This is a genomic window from Neptuniibacter sp. QD29_5 (assembly GCF_047778125.1).
Taxonomy (GTDB): Bacteria; Pseudomonadota; Gammaproteobacteria; order Pseudomonadales; family Balneatricaceae; genus Neptuniibacter.
The window spans coordinates 1550734-1572566 of record NZ_CP180556.1 but is presented as its reverse complement, the minus strand read 5'-3'; the positions used below and the strand labels follow the sequence as shown (position 1 = coordinate 1572566).

At 42.3% G+C, this 21833-nt stretch carries 18 protein-coding genes; 9 read left to right on the top strand and 9 right to left on the bottom strand.

What is annotated here, in order from left to right; genetic code table 11:
• Nucleotides 1-258 precede the first annotated feature (258 nt).
• On the top strand, nucleotides 259-1029 hold the full coding sequence (locus ACMXYR_RS07200) for a sulfite exporter TauE/SafE family protein (RefSeq protein ID WP_415903492.1): 771 nt from the start codon (nucleotides 259-261) through the stop codon (nucleotides 1027-1029).
• A 93-nt stretch (nucleotides 1030-1122) separates the two neighbouring features.
• Here the strand turns inward: ACMXYR_RS07200 and ACMXYR_RS07195 are convergent, their stop codons facing one another.
• The 4 genes from ACMXYR_RS07195 to ACMXYR_RS07180 all read right to left on the bottom strand — a co-directional run bounded on the left by ACMXYR_RS07195 (nucleotide 1123) and on the right by ACMXYR_RS07180 (nucleotide 4191).
• Nucleotides 1123-1674, bottom strand: a complete 552-nt coding sequence (locus ACMXYR_RS07195) for an MOSC domain-containing protein (protein ID WP_415903491.1) — start codon at nucleotides 1672-1674, stop codon at nucleotides 1123-1125.
• A gap of 65 nt (nucleotides 1675-1739) precedes the next feature.
• Nucleotides 1740-2708 carry a GlxA family transcriptional regulator gene (locus ACMXYR_RS07190; RefSeq protein ID WP_415903490.1) on the bottom strand — a complete coding sequence of 323 codons (969 nt, stop codon included), beginning with the start codon at nucleotides 2706-2708 and terminating at the stop codon, nucleotides 1740-1742.
• On the bottom strand, nucleotides 2701-3240 hold the full coding sequence (locus tag ACMXYR_RS07185; protein WP_415903489.1) for an isochorismatase family protein: 540 nt from the start codon (nucleotides 3238-3240) through the stop codon (nucleotides 2701-2703). The genes ACMXYR_RS07190 and ACMXYR_RS07185 overlap by 8 nt, the downstream gene beginning before the upstream one ends.
• A 156-nt stretch (nucleotides 3241-3396) precedes the next feature.
• Complete coding sequence (locus ACMXYR_RS07180; protein WP_415903488.1) at nucleotides 3397-4191, bottom strand: SDR family NAD(P)-dependent oxidoreductase; 795 nt, start codon at nucleotides 4189-4191, stop codon at nucleotides 3397-3399.
• Nucleotides 4192-4516: 325 nt separating this feature from the next.
• Between ACMXYR_RS07180 and ACMXYR_RS07175 the strand changes: the two genes are divergently transcribed.
• Nucleotides 4517-4870: a hypothetical protein gene (locus tag ACMXYR_RS07175; protein WP_415903487.1), complete on the top strand. Its 354-nt coding sequence runs from the start codon at nucleotides 4517-4519 to the stop codon at nucleotides 4868-4870.
• Between the two features lie 27 nt (nucleotides 4871-4897).
• Here the strand turns inward: ACMXYR_RS07175 and ACMXYR_RS07170 are convergent, their stop codons facing one another.
• Nucleotides 4898-5284 (bottom strand): tautomerase family protein, encoded by a 387-nt coding sequence (locus tag ACMXYR_RS07170; RefSeq protein ID WP_415903486.1) that lies wholly within the window; start codon nucleotides 5282-5284, stop codon nucleotides 4898-4900.
• A gap of 222 nt (nucleotides 5285-5506) precedes the next feature.
• Between ACMXYR_RS07170 and ercA the strand changes: the two genes are divergently transcribed.
• The 6 genes from ercA (at nucleotide 5507) to ACMXYR_RS07140 (ending at nucleotide 12872) form a co-directional block, all read left to right on the top strand.
• Nucleotides 5507-6670 carry an alcohol dehydrogenase-like regulatory protein ErcA gene (gene ercA, locus ACMXYR_RS07165; RefSeq protein WP_415903485.1) on the top strand — a complete coding sequence of 388 codons (1164 nt, stop codon included), beginning with the start codon at nucleotides 5507-5509 and terminating at the stop codon, nucleotides 6668-6670.
• The gene (locus ACMXYR_RS07160) at nucleotides 6654-8801 is read left to right on the top strand and encodes an EAL domain-containing protein (protein ID WP_415903484.1); all 2148 of its coding nucleotides are present in this window, start codon (nucleotides 6654-6656) and stop codon (nucleotides 8799-8801) included. The genes ercA and ACMXYR_RS07160 overlap by 17 nt, the downstream gene beginning before the upstream one ends.
• A 138-nt stretch (nucleotides 8802-8939) precedes the next feature.
• The gene (locus ACMXYR_RS07155; protein WP_415903483.1) at nucleotides 8940-10712 is read left to right on the top strand and encodes a hypothetical protein; all 1773 of its coding nucleotides are present in this window, start codon (nucleotides 8940-8942) and stop codon (nucleotides 10710-10712) included.
• Nucleotides 10713-10944: 232 nt separating this feature from the next.
• Complete coding sequence (locus tag ACMXYR_RS07150; RefSeq protein WP_415903482.1) at nucleotides 10945-11589, top strand: hypothetical protein; 645 nt, start codon at nucleotides 10945-10947, stop codon at nucleotides 11587-11589.
• Between the two features lie 57 nt (nucleotides 11590-11646).
• Entirely contained in the window at nucleotides 11647-12342 is a 696-nt protein-coding gene (locus tag ACMXYR_RS07145; protein ID WP_415903481.1) for a hypothetical protein, read from the top strand.
• A complete protein-coding gene (locus ACMXYR_RS07140) occupies nucleotides 12339-12872 on the top strand; it encodes a hypothetical protein (protein WP_415903480.1) in 534 nt (177 codons plus the stop codon). The genes ACMXYR_RS07145 and ACMXYR_RS07140 overlap by 4 nt, the downstream gene beginning before the upstream one ends.
• 64 nt (nucleotides 12873-12936) lie before the next feature.
• On the opposite strand, the gene ACMXYR_RS07135 is transcribed toward ACMXYR_RS07140, so the two are convergent.
• The gene (locus ACMXYR_RS07135) at nucleotides 12937-15015 is read right to left on the bottom strand and encodes a 4Fe-4S binding protein (protein ID WP_415903479.1); all 2079 of its coding nucleotides are present in this window, start codon (nucleotides 15013-15015) and stop codon (nucleotides 12937-12939) included.
• Between the two features lie 223 nt (nucleotides 15016-15238).
• Nucleotides 15239-15523 carry a nickel-binding protein gene (locus ACMXYR_RS07130; protein WP_415903478.1) on the bottom strand — a complete coding sequence of 95 codons (285 nt, stop codon included), beginning with the start codon at nucleotides 15521-15523 and terminating at the stop codon, nucleotides 15239-15241.
• Between the two features lie 145 nt (nucleotides 15524-15668).
• Here ACMXYR_RS07130 and ACMXYR_RS07125 point away from each other — a divergent pair, with 145 nt between their 5' ends.
• A complete protein-coding gene (locus ACMXYR_RS07125) occupies nucleotides 15669-16352 on the top strand; it encodes a winged helix-turn-helix transcriptional regulator (RefSeq protein ID WP_415900919.1) in 684 nt (227 codons plus the stop codon).
• Nucleotides 16353-16405: 53 nt separating this feature from the next.
• Here ACMXYR_RS07125 and ACMXYR_RS07120 read toward each other — a convergent pair whose 3' ends face one another.
• The gene (locus tag ACMXYR_RS07120; protein WP_415903477.1) at nucleotides 16406-18394 is read right to left on the bottom strand and encodes a methyl-accepting chemotaxis protein; all 1989 of its coding nucleotides are present in this window, start codon (nucleotides 18392-18394) and stop codon (nucleotides 16406-16408) included.
• 479 nt (nucleotides 18395-18873) lie between these two features.
• Nucleotides 18874-21438, bottom strand: coding sequence for a diguanylate cyclase domain-containing protein (locus ACMXYR_RS07115; protein WP_415903476.1), 2565 nt, complete (start codon nucleotides 21436-21438; stop codon nucleotides 18874-18876).
• Nucleotides 21439-21833: the final 395 nt, after the last annotated feature.

The following is a 21833-nucleotide window of genomic DNA, read 5'->3' as shown; positions in this document are numbered from 1 at the left end:
CCTGAACTGGAACCTGTACATGAAAACGCTTTAACAATATTAGTGAAATATCTATCCCTCAGGTAGATACCGCTAAGTAAACACTCTGTTATAAAGATCACAACAATAGCTACTTGACGCGGGTATTGGCTAACTAAATCAGAGCAAATAGCTGAATAAAGTTTATCCAAGTAAAATCTACTTAAGGGGTTCTACTTAGATAAAGTCGAGGGCAGTCATGTATACTTGATCGCTCTTTCGCTTTGACTTCACATTTGTATGTTGTTTGAACTCTTTATTCTCTTCGTAGCAGGCTTTTTTGGTGGTGTATTAAATGCAATCGCCGGTGGCGGCAGTTTTATTACCTTTCCAGCCTTGATGTTTGTGGGTGTACCGCCGATTAGCGCAAATGCGACCAATACATTCTCTGCCTGCGCTGGGTATATGAGCGGTACCTATGCGCTACGAAAAGATATCAGGCAAGATCGAAAGAACCTCATAAAATTAATCTTGATTAGTTTTATCGGCGGTATCGCAGGTGCAGTATTACTGCTAAGAACACCTGAAGAGGTGTTTCTTGAAGCGGTACCTTGGTTACTGCTATTTGCCACAGTTTTATTTATCTTTGGCGGGCAACTCAACAGTGCTTTAAAAAACCTATCTGGCACCCATAAACATGCATCTGTAGTGGGAGGCTTCCTTCTAATGTTACTGCTGTTTGGCGTTTGCCTCTATGGCGGTTTCTTCAATGCCGGTTTAGGCATTATCACGCTGAGCTATTTGGCTTTGGCGGGTTATACCAACATTAATACCATGAACGGTATCAAGCTTTTGGTATCTTCATGCGTATCGTTGATCGCGATTGTGCTATTTATTATTGATGGAGTCATTGACTGGTACTCCGGTACGATCGTACTGATAGGTACCCTCGCAGGTGGTTATTATGCTGCGCATTATTCGCGCCAGTTACCGCAACAATGGGTCCGAAACTTTGTGATTTTCGCTAGCTGTGGCATCACCGCTTACTTCTTCTACGATGTTTACGGCTAAGTTCCCTCAACAGCTATTCAAAACGCCATTCAGTCGATAATCCTGGAATATTGGTATTGAATGCCTCTGGCGGTAATCCGGACTGTAACTTTTCTAAAAAACCTTCCAAACTTCGGCAACAGCGACACTATTATCTAGCCGTTCCTGCAAGGTGAATGTATCGCCTACTTGCAATTCACCCTCCTCTAACACACGGTAGTACCAACCACTGATCGCCTGCGACATAAGCAATGGCGCTATATGACCATTACCGTATTTATGATTCACTTTCCAACAAGGCCTGCGGGGTTGGGACACCTGTACTAAAGCACCACCCACTTTCACAATATCACCAATATGAACCTGAGTATCATCCACTGATTCACTGGAAAGGTTTTCTCCTATTGACCCAGAGATAAAACTATCTTCAAGATGCGGTAAGGTTTGGCGAAGGGTTGCGTAATTTTCTAAGGGAAAATGATACAGCGCTTTTTCAGGACCACCATGCACACGCTTATCTACCTGAACGTCACCTTCAAGCCCTGTCTTGGTTAGTAAACAAGTATCAACGGGTTCTTTGAAAATACCGCTCGGCGCATCATCCGGGCCAATTGGTTTTGGTTGTCCAATGTATAAACCCTTAATAGTACCTTGGTAATTAGACATGCCTCGCCTCCATAAACGGTGTTGAAACGCTGTCACTTAAACATATACGACCACAACCGAATTGATCAAATATCAATCAAATTTAAATTCCTTCGATATTGCGAGGGCGTACCCTCCTGCCACCGCGCCCAAACACGCCTTAAGCTTCTTTCAGACTGAAAGCCACAACGCTCAGCAATAACATCTATAGGTAGCTTGGTTTGCTCTAATAACTGACGCCCTAGCTCTATGCGCGCCTGCTGCAGGTACTCTTGCAGGTTGAATCCGGTGGCTTGTAGAAACAAACGCCGAAGATGACGCTCACTTAAGTGAACTCGATCTGCCAAAAGAGACACATCCCAATCAAAACCCGGCTGCTCCATTATCAGGTCCTGCACCTTATGTACCCGAGACTGCGTGTGATTTCGATGATTTAACCAAAAGCTAAGCTGTGCTTCCTGCCCAGATCGTCGCATATAGATCACCATCTCACGGGCAATCTGTACTGCGCGATCCTGCCCCCAATGGTTATCAACCAACTGTAAGCAGAGATCCAAACCAGTGGTGATACCAGCGCTCGTCCATACATTGCCATCAGTAACGAAAATACAATCTTCCTGTACTAAAGCCTCTGGCGCGATCTGACAAAGTGAGGCAGTAAGGTCATGATGTGTCGTGCAGCGTTTACCATCTAAGACACCTGCCTTGGCCGCTAGAAGCGAACCTGAACAGATCCCCGCTAACAAACCGAATTGCTGTTTTACGGAGGTTAGCCATTGAATCGCCGTCTGGTAATCAGCTTCATGAAGATGCTTATTTAACTGGCTTGTACCGATCAACAACAACCAATCGTCTGCATCTAACCTCTCAGGTAAAGGCTCTAGATTAGCAAGATGTAAGCCTTGTTTGGACTGCAGTTCAGGTCGAGGAGAGATATAGCGCAACTCTATACTCTCCTCTAAAGAAGGGTGTGCAAATATCTGAGCAGGCGCTGCCAGATCCAACAAATGAACACGTGGCAACACCAACAGATAAACACGCCTTTTCTTATTCATAGTCTCCAACCATGCGCACATTTGCGAAGCGATCTTGCAAAACCATCGAAGTATGTAGCTTTAACGCATCTTCACTCACAGTCTCACCGGTAAATTGATTTTTCATAGTAAAGGTATGAGTCGCATCGACCACGAAATCCACCTCATAACCCAAGTCACTACCTACACGCGTTGTGGTTTCACAGCACTGTTCCGTTCTTAATCCACTGACCAACAGTTTGGTAATCGATTGGGCTTGTAGCCATTCATGCAAACCACTATCGAGTAACGCATTATGAACACGTTTATTAAACACTTTATCTTCATCCTGCTTATGCAGGAAGTCCATCAAGCGGACATAACCGGACTCAACTGAAAACACACCTTCATCTTCATTATGAAGGATAAACACAATTGAGCCACCTTGTGCTCTTACCGCATCAATTAGCCGGTTTTGTCTCGCTTCATAATCAGAGAAACCCTCATTATACCAATAATCGCGGTGTTTAAAGGATTCCTGCACATCAATTACTAATAACGCTGTATTTTTCATAGCTTAAGCTCCCAAGTATTTAATATTTGTGAGCTAAGTGTGAGCTATAAACAAAATCGACATAAGAAAGGCAGCGGCCCAAATTAGGACAGTTTCGGCCAAACAAAAAAGCTGCACTTAAGTGCAGCTTTTCTAGGTCAGAATTAGTTAAAAAACTTAAGGGCAGGTATAGCCGCCATCAATCACTAAATCAGACCCAGTCATAAAAGAAGCCTCATCAGAAGCTAAGAAAACCGTGCCATAAGCGATCTCTTTTGGTCTACCAAAGCGCTTCATTGGTACCATATCGACCAGAGGCTCCCACGCTTCTTTCGGAACAGAACTTTCAAACAGATTGGTATCAAACATCCCAGGGCAGATTGAATTAATACGAATATTATCGCCAACAAACTCAAGTGCTGCTGATTTAGTCATCAAGCGAACGGCGCCTTTTGTGCTCTGATAAGCAGTAGACATTCCTGCTCCTGAAATACCATAAATAGATGCAAAGTTTATGATAGAACCGCCACCACACCGACGAATGGCAGGAATCGCAGACTTCATACCCAATAAGCAGCCCAACTGATTCACACCCACAATTTGATCAAACTTCTCTACGGTATGATCCAATAATCCTGCGTGATAATAGATGCCCGCATTGTTGACCAATACATCCAACTTCCCGAAGGCTGCTTCCGTTGCATTTACCGCAGCAATCCACTGGGATTCTTCTGTAACATCCAAAGCCACCACATCGGCTTTACCACCAGCTGCCCGAATCTCATCAGCAACCTTAACAGCATTATCCCAAAGCCCTGTCGGATTCTGACCTTCTGCAATAATAGGATCCTCTGGTAAGTTTGCCAGCATTACACTCGCACCCTCTTCAGCCATCATACGCGCTTGCGCACTACCTAGTCCGCCACCAGCTCCTGTAATCAGTACCACTTTACCTTCTAAACGCCCAGCCATATTCAATCCTCCAAACACATTAATCAATTAGCTAGGAGTATGTTTGAACAACTCTAAATCGCCGAGGTAGATAAATACCAATCTATGATCAAAATCGAGCATTTATAAATCCAGCTCAATAAAATCTCATAAATTTAGATAAAATTTTAATAAACTTATTCTTTTAAAATCAGGTAGGTAGCGTAATCTTAAGGAAGGAATAGCTGTAACCGAAATTATCACTATGCAATTGAACTTTATCAAATCCCAATTATCGATCCTAACAGGCTTAAGCATACTCTTGGCTGCGCTAATTAGCCCACAGGTCGGCGCTAAGACCTTCTTTATGGACAAAGATGAAGAGCCTCCCTCTGGTTACTACAACAACGATGGTCAGCGCAGTGAAATAATCAAATCAAAGAAATCAAAACAAAGCTTCAGCAAAAAGCACAAAAAAGTAGCCGATTATCTGAATAGCGATCAAGAGCCGCTAGCCTCTGATGTGAAATGGACTTCAAAGAAAGCACTCCAAATTGGTGTAATACAACGGTATCGAACTGAAGATTATGCAAAGTATGCTTGTAAAGTAATTGATGCTTTCAATCTTGAAAGTAAAGGAGTCAAAGTTAGGGTGATTTTTTTACCCCATTTAGTTGCCTATAACCGCCTAGAGTTACTCGCTGAACATAAGTGTAATTAAGTCAATAAGTTATAGCTTCATGGCCAACTAGACATTAACTTTGTATTTAAGGTCATTCACTTCATCACCCGTCATACCTCTAAAGCCCCATTGGTATCGCTGCTGATCTTTAATAGTAATTTCAATATCAATGGGTAGAATCCCAATTTTCTCTTCTATCTTTTCGAACAGAGTGTGAATCAGCTTCTTCTGCGTCTCAACTTTGCGGCCAGCCATCATATTAATTTCGATAACTGTATAGGCGTCACTGCGACCACCTGGATAGTAGAAATCTTCTTTTTCCATCGGGATAAACCGATGCGCGCGTTTATCCTCGGGAAAACCAAGTACCTCTTGCATGCATTGATGAATAACATCCGACAGTTCTGCTTTGATGGGGGTTAGTTGCTGTTTAATTCCGTAGATGACGATCATGAGAGCCCTATCCTAGTAAAATCAGAATTAACGGTAGGTTTGTACAAATATCCTAACAACACTAAACAAAGCTTTCTGTTATAGCTTTGTTACATAACTGGTTACCTATTCCTTACTGCCGACCATATTACCTGACTCAAATCAATTAATGATGACTCCCCAATAACCCCTTTCATATTTGAACTAAAATCATAAAAAGCAGAAAAATAAGTAGAAACTGCTATGACAGAAGATATTTCAGTACTTCGTAAATTTGTAAGCCCCGAAATAATTTTTGGTGTTGGAGCTAGGCATTCAGTCGCCAACTATGCTGTAAATTTCGGCGCTCGCAAGGTTCTCATTGTCTCGGATCCCGGCGTAAAAGCGGCGGGTTGGCTCTCTGAAGTAGAAAATCACTTAAGTGAAAACGAAATCGAATGGGTGAGCTTTATTGATGTCTCCCCTAACCCCCGAACAGATGAGGTAATGAAAGGCTCTGAGGTCTATAAAACTAATAATTGTAATGTCATAGTTGCTATAGGCGGTGGCAGCCCTATGGACTGTGCTAAAGGGATTGGGATCGTAAGTACCAATGACGGGCATATTCTAGATTATAACGGCATAGATACTATTAGCTCTCCAATCCCTCCTTTAATATTCATTCCTACAACGGCAGGTTCTTCAGCAGATGTTTCACAGTTCGCCATTATTTCAGATCAGATTGAGCGCATAAAATTTTCGATTATTTCCAAAACTATAGTGCCTGATGTTTCACTTATCGATCCAGAAACAGCATCCTCAATGGATTCATTCTTAACGGCTTGTACAGGAATAGATGCATTAGTCCATGCAATCGAAGCCTTTGTTTCTACAGGTGCCGGCCCTTTAACTGATATGCACGCACTAGATGCTATTCGCTTAATTCATGAGAATCTCCCTGCGCTTTTAATGACACCCCATGATATGCGGCTCAGAGAACAAATCATGCTGGGCTCGATGAAAGCGGGATTAGCATTTTCCAATGCCATTTTAGGTGCTGTGCACGCGATGTCGCACTCCTTAGGTGGCTATCTAGATCTGCCGCACGGGTTATGCAACGCCATGCTTCTTGAGCATGTAATTGCTTATAACTATCCCAACGCACAAGATCGATTCAAAGTAATCGCTGAAACCATGAATGTGGATACACGTGGATTAACTTCAGAGCAGATAAAGCAGCGCTTAATGCAGCAAGTAATAATGCTTAAACAACAGGTAGGTATTAACCAAACACTAACCGTTAATGGCGTCCATAAAACAGATATTCCGATTCTTTCCGATCATGCACTAATCGACCCATGCCTCCTAACCAACCCTCGCCCTTCTAATAAGAGAGATTTGGCAACCGTTTATGAAGAAGCCCTCTAAACCTCATACAGACTTTAAAAGCTTATTAGGGTTAGGCACGCAATCAACTCGCAAGACCTATTATGCAGAACTAGAGGCAAACCTAGTCGATCTTGAAACAGAGAGAAATAGATATAAAAGTCTATTCGATCATGCTCGTCATGGGATTTTCCAGGCAGATTTAGATGGCAAGGTCATCAATGTGAACCCTGCCATGGCACAAATGTGTGGTTTTAACTCCGTAATAAGTTTCCAAAAGAATTATGAATCTCTACAAAAGCACTTATTCGTGTCAACGAATGAATACAAGCGTTTCATTAAAGAACTCGAATCGAGTGAAAAATTAGATAACTTTGAAACATCCTTCTGTTCGATGAGTGGAACCGAACTATTAGTCAGTATCTCTGCCACTCTTAAACATGAACCACAGCATCTGATTGAATGTTTTGTTAAGGACATTACGAAACTCAAAGAAGCTGAACACCAATTACGTATTGCTGCCACAGCCTTTGAATCTCAAGAAGGTATGATCATTACTGACCAAAATAAGGTGATCTTACGTGTTAATAAAGCTTTCTCTCGCGTGACAGGGTACTCAGCAGAAGAAGCTATTGGTCAAACTCCTGCGCTCTTGCAATCAGGGCAGCATACAAAACGTTTTTATGACCAAATGAATGAAAGTCTCTCTACCAAAAAATACTGGCAGGGAGAGATATGGAACAAACGGAAATCAGGCGAGATCTATCCTGAGTATCTCACGATCACAGCTGTAGAATCTGACGATTGCAAAGTCATTAACTACGTCGGCGCTTTTACTGATATTACCAAGATCAAAGAAAGTGAAGCCCAAATTCACCAATATGCCTATTTCGATACACTGACAGACTTACCCAATCGCCAATCTTTGATGGATAACCTATCAACTATTTTGAAACGTGCAGGTCGAACGAAAAAACAGGGCGCACTGCTCTTTTTGGATTTAGATAATTTTAAAAGTGTTAACGATACTCACGGCCACTCGACCGGCGACCTTTTGTTAAAGAAAGTAGCTAACCGTCTAAAAGGAGCTGTTAGAGAAACAGATATAGTAGCCCGGTTAGGTGGAGATGAGTTTATTATCGTATTAGAAGACGTAGGTGAGGATGAAAAAACCGTCATTCTCAATGTTAAGGAAGTTATAGATAACATCACATCCCTTTTAAAACAAAGCATCATCCTAGATCAGTTTGAATATCATGCCTCCTGCAGCATCGGCGTAACTCCTTTTCAAGGAGGCGAAAGCGCTGAAGAAGTTATGCAACGCGGTGATATGGCTATGTATCAAGCAAAATGGTCTGGCAAAAACACTTGCCGATTTTATGATCCTGAAATTTTGGTACCTCAGTTCCATATGGCCGAGCTGGAGTTAGAACTTCGCAATGCCTTACCAAAATATCAATTCGTTCTGTATTACCAACCTCAATTTAACACCGAACATTTAACTGGTGCTGAAGTTCTCTTGCGATGGCAACATCCCGAGCGCGGGCTCATTTCCCCCGAGGAATTCATACCTATAGCAGAAGAAACAGGCCTTATTGTTCCTATTGGATGGTGGATTATGGAATCAGCCTGCCAACAGCTGGTTGAATGGTCTAAATCCGAATCGACCTCCAATTTACAATTAGCAGTTAATGTCAGTGCTCGACAATTCAGTCAAATCAGTTTCGTCGAACAAACAATTTCAATTTTAGAGCACACAAAAATTGATCCCAACTTATTGAAATTAGAACTTACTGAAAGCGTGCTATTAAGTGACGTCAATGAGATCGTTACCAAAATGAATAAACTCAGGAAATTTGGGATCCGCTTTTCTTTAGACGATTTTGGTACAGGTTATTCATCACTGAGTAACCTTAAAAAGCTACCTATAGAGCAGCTTAAAATCGATCAGTCCTTTGTGCGCGATATCACCACAGACCCTGATGATGCAGAGATCGTTCAGACCATAATTGCTATGGCCTATAACTTAGGACTAGATGTAATTGCTGAAGGTGTAGAAACTATTGATCAAAGAGAGTTTTTAGAGCTGTCTAATTGCCTGAATTTCCAAGGCTATCTATTTGGTAAGCCACTGCCTATAGAGATTTTTACCGAACAACTTCTCTCGTCTTGAACAAAGAAGTAGGTACTCTTCTAAATAATTTTGAACCTTCCACCCAAAACACTCTCCCATATAACCCAACAAAATAAATTTTCTTCGAATCTGGCCGTTATAGATAAAACCGCCGACGAAGTTAAAGTGAAAGGATTTATGAAGATCACATCGGATCAGTTGCCACTGCAACAGGGACTTAGCTCGACTCTCAAACCTAATAAGCCTGAACCCTCTCAAGAGCTTAAAAGCCAACTTAAGCAGATTAATTCTGTAGAGGTGCAGATAGAACAGCTTCGCCAGCAAGATTCGAGTGAGTTTACGCGGTTCACAGCATTTGAAGGTAAACATCAGGTCGTGATTCTTCCTGAATCTGAAAAAACCGATCAGATGCATGCTGTCTTAGACAAACTATCCCATGAGCAAGGCCAGAACTTAATTGATCTTGGCGTTTTAGAAGACGAAGATTTCTTAGCGCTTGCTCAACAGCTAAATGATACCGAGTTACAGCAGTTTGCTAGCGCAGCACTGGCATTACAGACAGCACCCGATTTTAATTCGTTTGCCCTCAATTATTCCTCTGGAAAACAGAACGTACAGGACTTTATCCAAACACTATCTTCTTTGGACAGTGATACGCGTAGCCAAGTGTTGGCAAAAGCCGATGAATTGAGTAGCAAAGTTCCCTTATCAAATGACGATTCTGTGTACGATTCTGGAGGTTTAATCACCCCTAGCTCCCCTGCAGCAAACGATATTCATAACTTCATTACGGCTATAAACAATATTGATACAGAGCGATTATCAGAAGATGCTAACCGTATTTTAGATAACCTCGAAGGGGCCGATGAACTGCAACAATCTAATCTATTACAGCTATTTGGCGGAGACTTAGAACTTAGTTTCCGCTTATTAGAATCTGTAGAAGGTTTCGAGTCTAAAACTCAAGACGAAGTGATAAGTTTTCTTGCTGAGCTTTCCAAAACAGCCACGCAACCGGACTCTCTTTCTCTTGATCCCATTAGACGCCCATCGTCGCCCGATGAATGGCATGGCGCCGTATTAAATCATGCTGATGACACCCCCTCTGTTGTTTACGGCATGATCGATACCTTTGTTTCACTGACCGAAGATTACACCTTTAGTGATGATCAGCTAAAAGAGATGGCGACTGACCTTAAACATCTTGATAGCACCCATCAACGCGCCTATTTAGAGATAACCTCTACGGGTTTAAATACCCTCGTAGGTGATGACTCTAAGCACGACTTAGCCACCAATGACTCGATGCTTTCGACACTCGACAACCTTAGATCGGATCACAATACTCGAATGCTGGTTGCTGAATCATATATGGGTGAAAAGAGGATATCCGATGGCCGCGCCTTCTATGAAATTAAAGATCACAGTACAGCCATTCAGGATCAGCGCCAGACAATCGAACTATTAACTACTCATGCCTGGCTGAATCAAGACGCACCAGCTCAGACCAAACAATTAGCTAATAACTTGAGTCAGTTAGAGGCAGAACAACGGGATGATCTTATTAAGCAGATTAACCACTCGGGAGCGACTATCTCTCGCTTGGCTGAACATGATCTAACCCTTTTAGAAGCCGATTTTGAGCAATTCTTAAATCGCACTAGTGCCATTATTGAAAGCAAAAGCGTAAAAGATTTAGTCGAATTTGAATCAGCACTACCCGAACCGGTAAAAGACGATTTTTGGCAAGCTGCTAGTTTTGTTGAAGATCAAGTAGATACGCTAGTGGAAACACTAATCCCATTTACCGATGACACCAAAGCATTCATCCTTGAGAGCATCAACTCGCTAAAAGAAGCTACAGATCAGCAAGAACTAGATATTGATATAGCCAAAGAACAAGCGAAATCGCTTTTAGATTCTTTTTCTGAGCTAACTCAAGAGCAGTAGTTATTCTACAAAGCATTCAAGCTCAAGCGGCATACTAATGCCGCTTCCGGCAAACTCACCTAGGTCTAACAGAGCCTATACCTAGCTCTCATGATAAATTTTGCCCTTCCTACATAGCTTCAGCCCGTAATTATAAGCTTTTCACTAACTCTTAATTAAGATAGATCTAAGATACATCATTTGGCTTGATTTTTGCTTTCCTTACAGCAGTCATTAGATAGGGAACAGAAATATGCTGTCATCTATAAGCCTAAGTAACGAATCGGTAAACCTTTTGCAATTAAGAGGATTATCTGATGAGCAAGTTAGTGATTTTTCAGCACTGCTAGATAAAGCCAATAGCCAATTAGAAAATGACAAATCAGCCAAGCAAGTGTTGTCCGATATGTCTCAAAAGGAAATGAAATTACTACAGAAGTCAACTGGCTTAGTTGACCCGATAAGTGTCAGCTCTTTGAGTCGTGAAGGAGCTCACAACCTACTTGCCCAACCAGACAAAACCGGCATGGTTGATCTGAACAATGATGGTATCGTCGAAATTGGGGCCGGTAAGATGGTTACCTTTCCTCCAGTCAATGCCCCAGCTTCAGTCCACAAGTCTTGGGAGGCTGCTACTGAAGGCATGTCAGAAGGCGACAAGATGATTATGCAGTTGCATATGCACCATGCAGTATATGGATTCCAAATTGAAGGAATTGAAAGCAAAGAAGCCTTAGCTCCCGAAGATCAGTGGTCAACTAATGGCTGGCAACAGTTACTTAAAGAGCTAAGAAGCGCGTTAGAGTTTGCAGTGGCCTTAGATGGGTGGGATAGAACTAATCTAGTTAGACAGGATTTCTACGATAAGTTTGAAGCTGAATTGCAACAACTGAGCTAACTACGTTCCGCATAAGCCTTTTATCAACTTCTCTTATCACGATACGGATATTAAACGATGCAAATTCAAGCGAACTCAACGCATTCAGTTACTCATAGCCAAAGCCCTACAACCACCCAACCTCAAGTGGATGAAACTAAGTTCATTGCTCAGGGAGATTTACCTGATAGCATCTACAATACAGCAGGCGATGCTCAAATAGTTTTCAAACCAACGTCTCCTGATGAGGCATGGCAGCAATACGCTTTCAGCACATCAGGAAGCATGATTGAAGTTAGCTCTACTATTCCTGCAGGCTATCAAGACGTTAATGCTCAATTAAAAGAGTTGTTTACTGAGCAAGGGATCGATGTTCCAGATGGACTCACTATTTCTTACGGGATTCCAGAAAAGAAATCAGAATCCGCTGAAGAAGAACCATCAAAAGAACCGCAATTCCTGATCAAAAATGTTGATGACCCTTTACTAAGCGATCAAATCGAAGAGTTGTTGAATAACCCCGAAAACGCTCACTTCAAACAAAGCTACCTCGCTTTAGATCGACTTACTGCAGCTGAAAATACTACTCAAGCAGAACTTAGAGATAGCTTATTGAATCAGTCCGATTCCGATAACGAGCCTAAGAGGGATCACTCCCTAGTCACCTATGGCTATAAGCAATATTTCTCTATGAGTTTTGATGGGGAAAATTGGTTGATGAACACCAGCACACAACTAGTCGAGCTAATGCGAGTAGAGAAGGCTCCAAGATGAAGATTCATAGCGCTGCCTCTTCACCCCTAGCCCATCCAACTAAGAATAGAGTTGAAACAGGCATAAGCTCAAACCCAGCACAACAGCTCAATACTCAGCAGAATAGTTTCAGCCAAATAGGAAAGATTGTAAGTGCTACCGATAAACAAGGTTTAATTGAACTTGGCAGAATGGCTATTGGCAATAACACCTTGAAGGCATGGGAAAGCCAAGGTATTGAAGTAAGTGATGAAGGTCTGAGAGCAGCAGCTAAAGCCTTTCAACAAGGGTTTAAACAAATAGCTGATCAACTGGGTAATCAAACAGCAGGCAGCAGTGTATCGATAAACAAACACCAAATTCTGATAGATAATCAGCAAAATTTACCGCAATGGTTTATCGATGAATATGACTATTTACTGCAAAACTTAAGTGACGATTCTCATCGAAGTGCGTTTGCACAAGGCGATCATTTTTATGCAAAAACTGCCAATAATGAAAGTATTGCTGTACAGAACTACCAAACGGTAACGAATTATGGGCAGTCCTAATTAGCAAAGCCTCCTACTTGGATAAGCACTCAAACCGGCACTTTTCAGTGCCGGTTTTCGTTAGTTAAGCAACATTCTTAACTTTAAGTTTGCGGCCGCGCTTTTCTAACACAAGCGGTACACACTGCTTATCATCATCGTAAATTACGACACAATCTAAACACTGGAAGCACTCGTTGTAGTCAATCACGCCGCTGCGTGGAATCGCTTGGTATTCACACTTCTGTGTACACAAACGACAAGGCGAGCCACACTCTTCTCGACGTGGAAGCCATTTATAGATTCGCAGTTTACCCAGCACAGCCATACTCGCACCCAATGGGCAGATATAGCGGCAGTAACCTTTGTAAACAAACAAGCTTAATGCCAATAACACAACAGCCCACAATACAAATGGCCAAGAGCGATCAAAGATCAGAGTAATACTGGTTTTAAATGGCTCGATCTCTACTACAGTACCTGTCAGTGGAACGGACACAACAGCGACCACTAGGATGAACAGCAGAACCAGATACTTAAGCCATTTTAGTCTCGCATCGGTTTTCTCAGAAATCTTAATTTGAGGTATTTTCAGGAAGGCTAACACCTTACCGATAAGCTCCTGCAATGCCCCAAATGGACATAACCAACCGCAGAATGTGCCGCGCCCCCACACAAAGAAGGTAATGCCCACGTAAGCCCAGATAATCACGGTCATAGGATCGTATAGGAAGAACTCTAAGCTACGTCCTGCTAACCACGCTTGTAGCACACCAGTAATGTTTACAATCGACAACTGCCCTTGTGCATACCAGCCGATAAACACCAAGGTATAAACTAGATATAGCGGTCTAAACCAACGCAGATGCTGCTGGCCTTTTGTTAGAAGCTGGTAACGAACCAACACAATGGTCAGGACAAATAAACCCGCAAGGAGGATGGCGATATCTGTAGTGCGCCCAGACCACAGGCTGTGCCAGGTTTTGTTATCCGTTTCTGCAGCGATGTAATACTCGTCATCCAACTCAGTTTTAAAATCCAACGTTTTACTAACTGTTTCTGGATATAACCAACCTTTTTCACGGCTGATATGCAGCTGAAATTCATAAGGAAATGCTGGATCTAAACCTGCCTGTCCGATTACATGAAATGCCTTCCATTCATGCTCAGATAAAGCCTCTGGAAGTTTGATTTGGTAATCCAGCTCAAATAGATCTAAACGGTCACTGAAATCAAAATCTCGTATTTCAACAGGTAGTCCGGCTTGCTGCAAGCTAATACGTTCAGGCACTTTGCCGCGTACAAAATTTTCGCCAACGAACGAGAAGCGACCATCACCAATTACCAACAGAAGCTGATCATTCTCTGCCGTACTCTCTTTTAGATATTCCCAAGCCTCAGGTAATAATAGGTTTCGCCCGACTGATGGCACGCTTAGGTTTGCTACATACAGCTCGATATAGGTTTCTTCTGGCGCCTCTAGGCCTTCTTCGTCAAGCCCTTCACCAATTGTATCTTTAAACTGTTGCTCTACCTGATCATTGGTAAAACGGAATTTTTGAATGAGACCTGCATCAATGAGCTGCTCCCAACTCATCGGCTCAAAAAGCTCTTTATCTAAACGTGCGATCAGATCAGGATCGCGCCCTTTAGCGAAGCCTAGTTTTTCACGAGCCACTGTTAGGGAAGAAGACAATAAGGTCTGATTAAAGATACGGACCGATGCCGTCGCCTTAGTTACACCATCAATATAAGCATTGGCTTTGTTTTCGCGCTGGGCAACCGTAGGACTGGCATCGATCTTGATGTTCTGCATCAACGAAATACCAGAGTACTGTTTAGCGAAATCAAAAAGAGGCTTATCGCCCAAGCCTTCAAGAAATACAGGTTCGTGATGGGATAAAACTTTTACGCTAATAAATGATCCCTGCGGATCAATTGCCACTAACAGGTTATAGGGCACGCCCGCAAAGCCCGGTACGGCAACCATATCAATCGTTTCGTAGGCATACCCCACTAACGGCGTGTCGGTCGATATCTGCTGGTAGAGTGGCCAGACAGCTAGAGATTCATCTTTATCGCCGACGATATAGGGAGATGGAAAGGCTTTTACAATATCTTCCTTATTGAGCACCCCTGCTTGCACACTAGAGGAAAGACTCATGACAAGTGTGCATAGAAAAAGCACAACTAATAAGAAAACATAGCTAAGACTACGATTATAGAACTGATACATGGCTACTTATTCTTGTTATTTTTTAACATGTTAACTGCTTATTCACACTGCAATAATTGCATTTAAGACTTAATCACTGGGGTCTTAAGTACAGTACAGCAGCGCAAAAACCGGTGCTAAGGTAACACCGGTTGCAATAACTCCAGCTAGTTTAAGACTTTGCAGTTGCTGGGCTTATCTGGGTATCTACTTGCGTAACAATGGATGCTGGGAAACCACTACGCTGTGAATGCTCTTCAATTAATTCAGCGTCGGCACAGTTATAAACACAGAAGGTTTTATCGCCAGCGACGTAACTGTAATCCCAAGCAATATCTTTATGTTCGCTCTGCATCTCGGCTAGTACCGCGTTAGATTTTTCTGCAGCTGCTTTTAATGCATCTGCATCAGCTGAACCGATTTCTGGGATATCACGCTCAATGATGAACTTAGGCATGGTTTGTTGCTCCAATTATTGTTTTTGTAATCAATCAGAGCATTGATACTAATTAGAAGTTCACTCTTTGAATGCTATCTAAACCGTAGCATTAAACTACAGATTCTGTAGTTAAGAATAAAAACGATAAATAGTAGAGATTTTTATGCAGTACATGCAATTTTGCCCTATCGCTAAAGCCTCAGAGCTCCTTTGCGAAAAATGGACGCTCCTTATAGTCCGCGAGCTACTTATGGGTGGAAAACGCTTTAATGACTTTCAGCGCGGCATGGCGGCTATCTCACCCACCATGCTGACTAAGCGCTTAAATGAGCTGACGGCAGCCGGTATTGTGATTCGCAAGAAGATCCCAAACCAACGTGGCTACGAGTACTTTTTAACCGAGCAAGGCAAAGAACTTTTACCGATTATTCAGCAAATTGGTGATTGGGGCATGCGTTGGACCCGCGGCCAGATCTCCGACAGCGAACTCGATATTGAACTGCTGATGGTTTATCTCGAACGCAGCATCCAAACCGATAAACTCCCAGATGGCGCAACTACAATCTGCTTTAACTTTAGCGACCGCGAACACCTAGCTAAATGGTGGGTGATGGTCGACGGCAACCATAAAGATGTCTGTACTACAGACCCTGGTAAAGAGGTCGATATCTGGTTTAATACCGATCTTCGTACCATGATTGAGATCTGGATGGGTGATATCAGCTATAAAACAGCGATTAGACAACAACGCTTAAATCTAATCGGGCCTAGCTCTTTGACAGCCAATGTCAGCCGCTGGATGAGTAATAGCATGTTTGCCGATATACCGGCGGCTAATGAGATTTAAACTAAAAAAGGCCTTCATCATGAAGGCCTTTTTTATATGTTATGACGAACCCATTAAGTTTTGAACTGCGCAATCAGTTGATGCAGATTACCTGCAGATTGCGATAAGTGCTGAGTCGCTTGTGCGGTTTCACCGACTCCTGTGGCATTCTCAATTGCCAGCTGATGAATGTAGTTTACGTTCTCGCCGATCTCATCGGCCACGCAAGACTGCTGCTCCGTAGCACTGGCAATTTGTAGCATCATCTCACTGATACGCTCGGCACCGGCACCTATCGAGATAATCAGATCATTCATCTCTTTGGTGCTTTGAAGTGAAAGCTGTGTTTTCTTAATACTGACATTCATGGAATCACTCGCTCGACGCGTTCCCTCTTTCAGCTGAGTAATGATCGCCTCGATATCACGAGTAGAATCTTGAGTTCTTTGAGCAAGGGAGCGAACCTCATCTGCAACCACAGCAAAACCACGGCCATGATCTCCCGCCCTTGCCGCTTCTATCGCAGCATTTAGCGCCAATAAATTAGTCTGCTCAGCAATACTTACAATGACCGCCAAAATAGAGTCTATCTGGGCGCTGTACTCTTCTAGATTCAATATCGCTTGGTTTGACTGATCAACCTCGTGGGAGAGTTCAGCAACAGACTGCATGGTTTGTTCAATACCTTTTTGTGCAGCCACTACCTCTTTTGATGCATTGGTTGTCGCATCAGAAACATTCTGCGCATTCGATGCCACCTCTTGTACGGTCGCCACCATCTGTACCATCGCAGCAGATATCTTGGTTAACTCATTTTGCTGCAGCTCTGTATTCGTGTGAGTTTGTGTTGTGATAACCGACGTTTCTTCACTACTACGTGCCATCTGCTCGCTGATGCTGATCATGTCAGCAACCATTTTGCGTAAATTATCCGCCATAACAGCCATCGAGCTATAAGCGCTGCCATGTTGCTGATTTGCATCAATGGCTAAGGTTAAATCACCTGAGGCGATGGTGTCGGCTACCTGTTTCATCTCGTGTGGCTCTCCACCTAATGGGCGAGTAATCGATCTAGAAAACACATAAGCCACAGCAATGACGATAACCATTGAGATTAATACCGTAACCAGAACCGTCATCTTCAAACCAGACACTGATTCAAGTGCTTCGGCCACATCAATCTCTGAAATAAGCGCCCAAGTAAGGTCACCCACCTTTACTGATGTATAGGCTGACAGAACTGGGTTACCGTTGTAATCAATCAGCTCTGTAACGCCTTCGTTATTATTTAAGGCTTCGCGAACGGATACTGAATCAATACCATTTTTCGCAACAGTCCCTGCAAAAGACGCGATAACAGAGTGCCCTTCCGGATCAAGGAAGGAGTCAGATCGCATACGTTTATCTGATCCAACTAGATAAGATTCGCCCGTTTCACCCATGCCGCCACGCTCTTGCATAATTGCACCGATCTTTTCAATCGATAGCTGCAACGCGACAACCCCTGCAAACTGACCATTCTGTTGGATTGGGTAGGCAATAAAACTGGCTGGTGCATTTGCACTAGGGGCGTAAGGTGCAAAATCTTCTAATACAAAGTTGTTCTCATCACGGGCATTTCGAAAAGCTTTAGCTAGGCCAGAATCTCGATATGGGCCCGATAACAAGTTTGTGCCGTAATCTGCTTCGCGTGTCACTGTATAAAACACAGTACCCGCTGGATTGATTAAGAAAAGGTCATAATAGTCATAAGCATTAATGTACTTTGCAAAGAAGCTATTATCGCCTCCTTCGACACCAAGCATCTGTTCAATGCTGTTTAGGGTATGCCCTGCAGATGTCATGGAGTTGATCATCTCAGAGAGCATCATCACATCACCTTCACGCTCAGCAAAGTACGATTCGATCTGATTTTGCTTAATACTGCGCACCGCTTGTAACTTATTAAGCGCTTGATCACTTAAGCTATTACTACTGGTATAGGTAAGAAAAGCTCCCAAAATCAACATAGGAACTATACCGACGGCTAAGAAAATCATGGTGAGCTTGCGAGATAGCGTCATCTTAAAAAACTCCCTTTTAATTAAAAATCCTAAAAGCAGGACAAGCAGGCTGCCATAGTTTTTAATTAAAACAAACAGAGCTCCATCTATTTAAAGGCCTCTAATATATTTTTATTAATAATCACTAAAGTAAATTAGTTAATGATTTTTACAGCTACTTTTAAAGAAGATACTGAGTTATCTATGCATTTTATTAGCGAGCATGGGTTTTCATACAGGCGTTTAAATTGATACCAAAGGATATAGCAAGCACTACCATTTAATACACCATAAACAGCAAAGTAGTAGCTAGTTACTACATGTTTTTACAGGAATATAGTAATAAAGAGATATGTAATAGCTAAATTAGCACTTATTTAAATCAAGAAAGTTTTGAGCAAACAGCAGATTATAAAGAATACCCAAATACTAGATAATTAATTACTTAATTAGAGAAAATAAATTCAAAAACCATAAATTAACATTACTATTTATAAGGTTTATTCTGCGAAAGTAAAATTATTTTTACCTTTTGTTTTTACGCTGTACATTGCTTTATCAGCATTTTGAATCAGTTTCTCTGGGTTTACCGCATCAATTGGATAAAGCGCTATACCAATACTTACGCCAATGCTTATTTCTTTTTGTTCAATTCTATAAGGTTGCTTAATACTCTCTAGAATTTTCTTAGCAACCAAACCTGCATCTTGGGGTTCATTGATTTCATTTAATAGGATGATAAATTCATCTCCGCCAATTCTAGCTACTGTGTCAGACTCCCTGACACAGGTTTTAAGCCTTGTAGCGGTGTCAATTAATACCTGATCACCACTATCGTGACCAAAACAATCATTCACCTCTTTGAAGCCATCAAGGTCGATAAACAATACAGCCGCCTGATGCTGCTTCCTTTTAGCCAGATCTATAATCTTAGCTAAGCGATCCATACATAATCGACGTGTTGGGAGGTTGGTTAAGTTGTCATGAGTCGCCATATACTGAAGCTTTAACTCACTCACTTTACGCTCTGTTATATCTTCTTGAAGGGCCACAAAATTAACAATCTTACCTTTCGCAGAAAGAATGGGATGTATAGAAGCACTCTCCCAATAGAGCTCACCTGATTTTTTCTTATTATGGAACTCCCCTTGCCACGTCTTGCCACTATTTAGTGATTCCCATAGGTCGCTATAGACTGGATCTGGAGTATTACCAGATCGAGTCATATTGCTTTTGCGCCCTACAGATTCTTCACGACTATAACCTGTGAGCTCCGTATAACGCTGATTAACGTACTGAATGATTCCGTAAGGATCTGTAATAATTACTGATGCGGGACTATTTTCTACGGCTAAAGAAAGCCTTCTCAGCTCGGAAGCTTGCACCTTCTGCGATCGGTTTTGTGCCTGAGAAACACTCACCGTCAGTGCTGTTAACCAGATCGCTGCAACTGCCAAGATTCTATTGGTGATAACCACCCAATCTTGGCCTCCTTCTGGAGAATAGTAGTAACCTATGAAAATTAAGATAGTAGCGATGAACGCCAGCAAGAGCGTATGCTGACGCCGCGGATAGATCTTTCCAACCAGCACAAAAAATATATAAGGCAGGCCACAAGCAATACCTAAAGGCAGGGCCAAGTCCAATACAAACAATGCTGTGCCTAGAGAAATAGTAAAAATTAGCAAAACAGGGCTAATTTTAGCCTCATCAACCATAGCCAAACCGCGACTTATAGGCTGGCTAATATCATGGATATCCTCTTCTTTTTGATATTGAGACAAATGCCACAGCAGCAAAGCACCAAAACAGATAGCAACCGCTGCAACAGCGCTAGTATTAAAACTCGCTTGAATAAACGGATTTCTGATTTCGGGAATATCTATCTTCGCAACTAACCCAGATTCTAATGCTGGAATCGGTGTGAATGCGGCCAGTACATCAATATGGCGGTAGTCAAGATCCACCAGCGTTCCCGTACGTCCCGCCAATGCTTGTTTCATAGCATTAGAGTGCTTATCAACTACATGAAAGTCAGGTATCGGGTGATCGGAATGCCGTGGCTGAGTCAGAAAAACGATGTTGTAATCAGAAAAACTGCCTAAAAGAAATTCACCACTTTGACCAAAGCCAGGTGACTCTTGCATCGCCTTACTGACCTGTTCCAAAGTCGCCTTTTTTGACCCGCCAGGAAAATCATCTTCGTTGTATTGGGCATCAAACTCTGCAACTGCATTAATCAAACTGGCCTGAGTTACCACCATATCCAACATGCGCTGGTTTTCTGCTTCGCGTTCTGAGTAATACAACAAGCCAATAGAGGTCATCATCACCGCTACAGATACCGTAGCAAGTAGTAATATCCGATAAACAAGCCACTCTTTAGGACCTACACCCGACTTTAATGCAAAAGCTTCACTACTCGAGTGCTCCTCTTCCTCAATCTGACTAATTAATAAAGTCCCCATCACGATGATAAGTAGAGCAATAATCAAGGCATTGATACTGGCATCAATAAAAGGCTGCTGTACTTCAGTCATATCGATTTTGGCAACAAGACCAATGCCCAGATGAGGGACCAACTGATAAGCTGCAATTACCTCACGATTAAGATAGTCAGGGCCAATAATCGCCCCCGATTCATTATTGAGGGCTCGCCTCATAGGCTCTGCTGCAGTTTCGTTTAAAGGTATAGGGATGGGTACTTGCTCAAGCTGCCGAGAGCTCATCAAAAATTCGATATTCCGACCACTCAGCCGTCCAACAACAAATTCTCCAGTCTGTCCGAAGCCTATTTTATCTCTAAATGAGTCTCGTAGCTGACTTAAGGTTGCACCTGCCGCCCCTTCGGGGTGATCTACTCGGCTGTATTGTGAATCAAATTCTGCAACAGCATTAATAAGGCGAGCTTTACTCGAAACAAGAGAAACTAGACGGGATTGTTCAGCTTCGACTGCAGACTTATACAAAATCCCAATTGAAGCTAAACAGGTAATCACCCCGACAAACATCATAATAGTGATAATCGGCCAAAAGTGCTTTCGCGACTCTTTTTTCAATACCATTTTAGCAACCGGGTAGGATTCCCAAAAACGCTTACATAGCCCCCCACCCTTTACGCTATGTAATCAAACATTGGGTATAGATTTACTATAGACGCTAAACCACTTATTACTATGGGTTGTAATATGAACTTAGGGCCTAAAAAGGCTAGCACAAAGACGGTAAGTGTTGGTTTTTTTGAGCAAAAATTAAAAAACACTTAATTACCTTTGTTAGATGTTACGTGCAAAAGCACTCCTTGGACTCTTTTAAAAAAAACCAGATCAAAACAAACACTTCTATGGATAAAGTTAAATTCTTTCTGTCTAAATTTTACTAACCCTTTTTAGGTATTTAGACGCTTAAAAATATCCTAAGCCCCTTTCCAAACGTAGAGGGATGATTAAAACTACATCTG

What these genes read in the sequence shown, in the direction of transcription:
- ACMXYR_RS07200 (WP_415903492.1), top strand. Translation starts at nt 259, where the DNA reads ATGTTGTTTGAACTCTTTATTCTCTTCGTAGCAGGCTTTTTTGGTGGT.
- ACMXYR_RS07195 (WP_415903491.1), bottom strand. Translation starts at nt 1,674, where the DNA reads ATGTCTAATTACCAAGGTACTATTAAGGGTTTATACATTGGACAACCA.
- ACMXYR_RS07190 (WP_415903490.1), bottom strand. Translation starts at nt 2,708, where the DNA reads ATGAATAAGAAAAGGCGTGTTTATCTGTTGGTGTTGCCACGTGTTCAT.
- ACMXYR_RS07185 (WP_415903489.1), bottom strand. Translation starts at nt 3,240, where the DNA reads ATGAAAAATACAGCGTTATTAGTAATTGATGTGCAGGAATCCTTTAAA.
- ACMXYR_RS07180 (WP_415903488.1), bottom strand. Translation starts at nt 4,191, where the DNA reads ATGGCTGGGCGTTTAGAAGGTAAAGTGGTACTGATTACAGGAGCTGGT.
- ACMXYR_RS07175 (WP_415903487.1), top strand. Translation starts at nt 4,517, where the DNA reads ATGGACAAAGATGAAGAGCCTCCCTCTGGTTACTACAACAACGATGGT.
- ACMXYR_RS07170 (WP_415903486.1), bottom strand. Translation starts at nt 5,284, where the DNA reads ATGATCGTCATCTACGGAATTAAACAGCAACTAACCCCCATCAAAGCA.
- ercA (WP_415903485.1), top strand. Translation starts at nt 5,507, where the DNA reads ATGACAGAAGATATTTCAGTACTTCGTAAATTTGTAAGCCCCGAAATA.
- ACMXYR_RS07160 (WP_415903484.1), top strand. Translation starts at nt 6,654, where the DNA reads ATGAAGAAGCCCTCTAAACCTCATACAGACTTTAAAAGCTTATTAGGG.
- ACMXYR_RS07155 (WP_415903483.1), top strand. Translation starts at nt 8,940, where the DNA reads ATGAAGATCACATCGGATCAGTTGCCACTGCAACAGGGACTTAGCTCG.
- ACMXYR_RS07150 (WP_415903482.1), top strand. Translation starts at nt 10,945, where the DNA reads ATGCTGTCATCTATAAGCCTAAGTAACGAATCGGTAAACCTTTTGCAA.
- ACMXYR_RS07145 (WP_415903481.1), top strand. Translation starts at nt 11,647, where the DNA reads ATGCAAATTCAAGCGAACTCAACGCATTCAGTTACTCATAGCCAAAGC.
- ACMXYR_RS07140 (WP_415903480.1), top strand. Translation starts at nt 12,339, where the DNA reads ATGAAGATTCATAGCGCTGCCTCTTCACCCCTAGCCCATCCAACTAAG.
- ACMXYR_RS07135 (WP_415903479.1), bottom strand. Translation starts at nt 15,015, where the DNA reads ATGAGTCTTTCCTCTAGTGTGCAAGCAGGGGTGCTCAATAAGGAAGAT.
- ACMXYR_RS07130 (WP_415903478.1), bottom strand. Translation starts at nt 15,523, where the DNA reads ATGCCTAAGTTCATCATTGAGCGTGATATCCCAGAAATCGGTTCAGCT.
- ACMXYR_RS07125 (WP_415900919.1), top strand. Translation starts at nt 15,669, where the DNA reads ATGCAGTACATGCAATTTTGCCCTATCGCTAAAGCCTCAGAGCTCCTT.
- ACMXYR_RS07120 (WP_415903477.1), bottom strand. Translation starts at nt 18,394, where the DNA reads ATGACGCTATCTCGCAAGCTCACCATGATTTTCTTAGCCGTCGGTATA.
- ACMXYR_RS07115 (WP_415903476.1), bottom strand. Translation starts at nt 21,438, where the DNA reads ATGGTATTGAAAAAAGAGTCGCGAAAGCACTTTTGGCCGATTATCACT.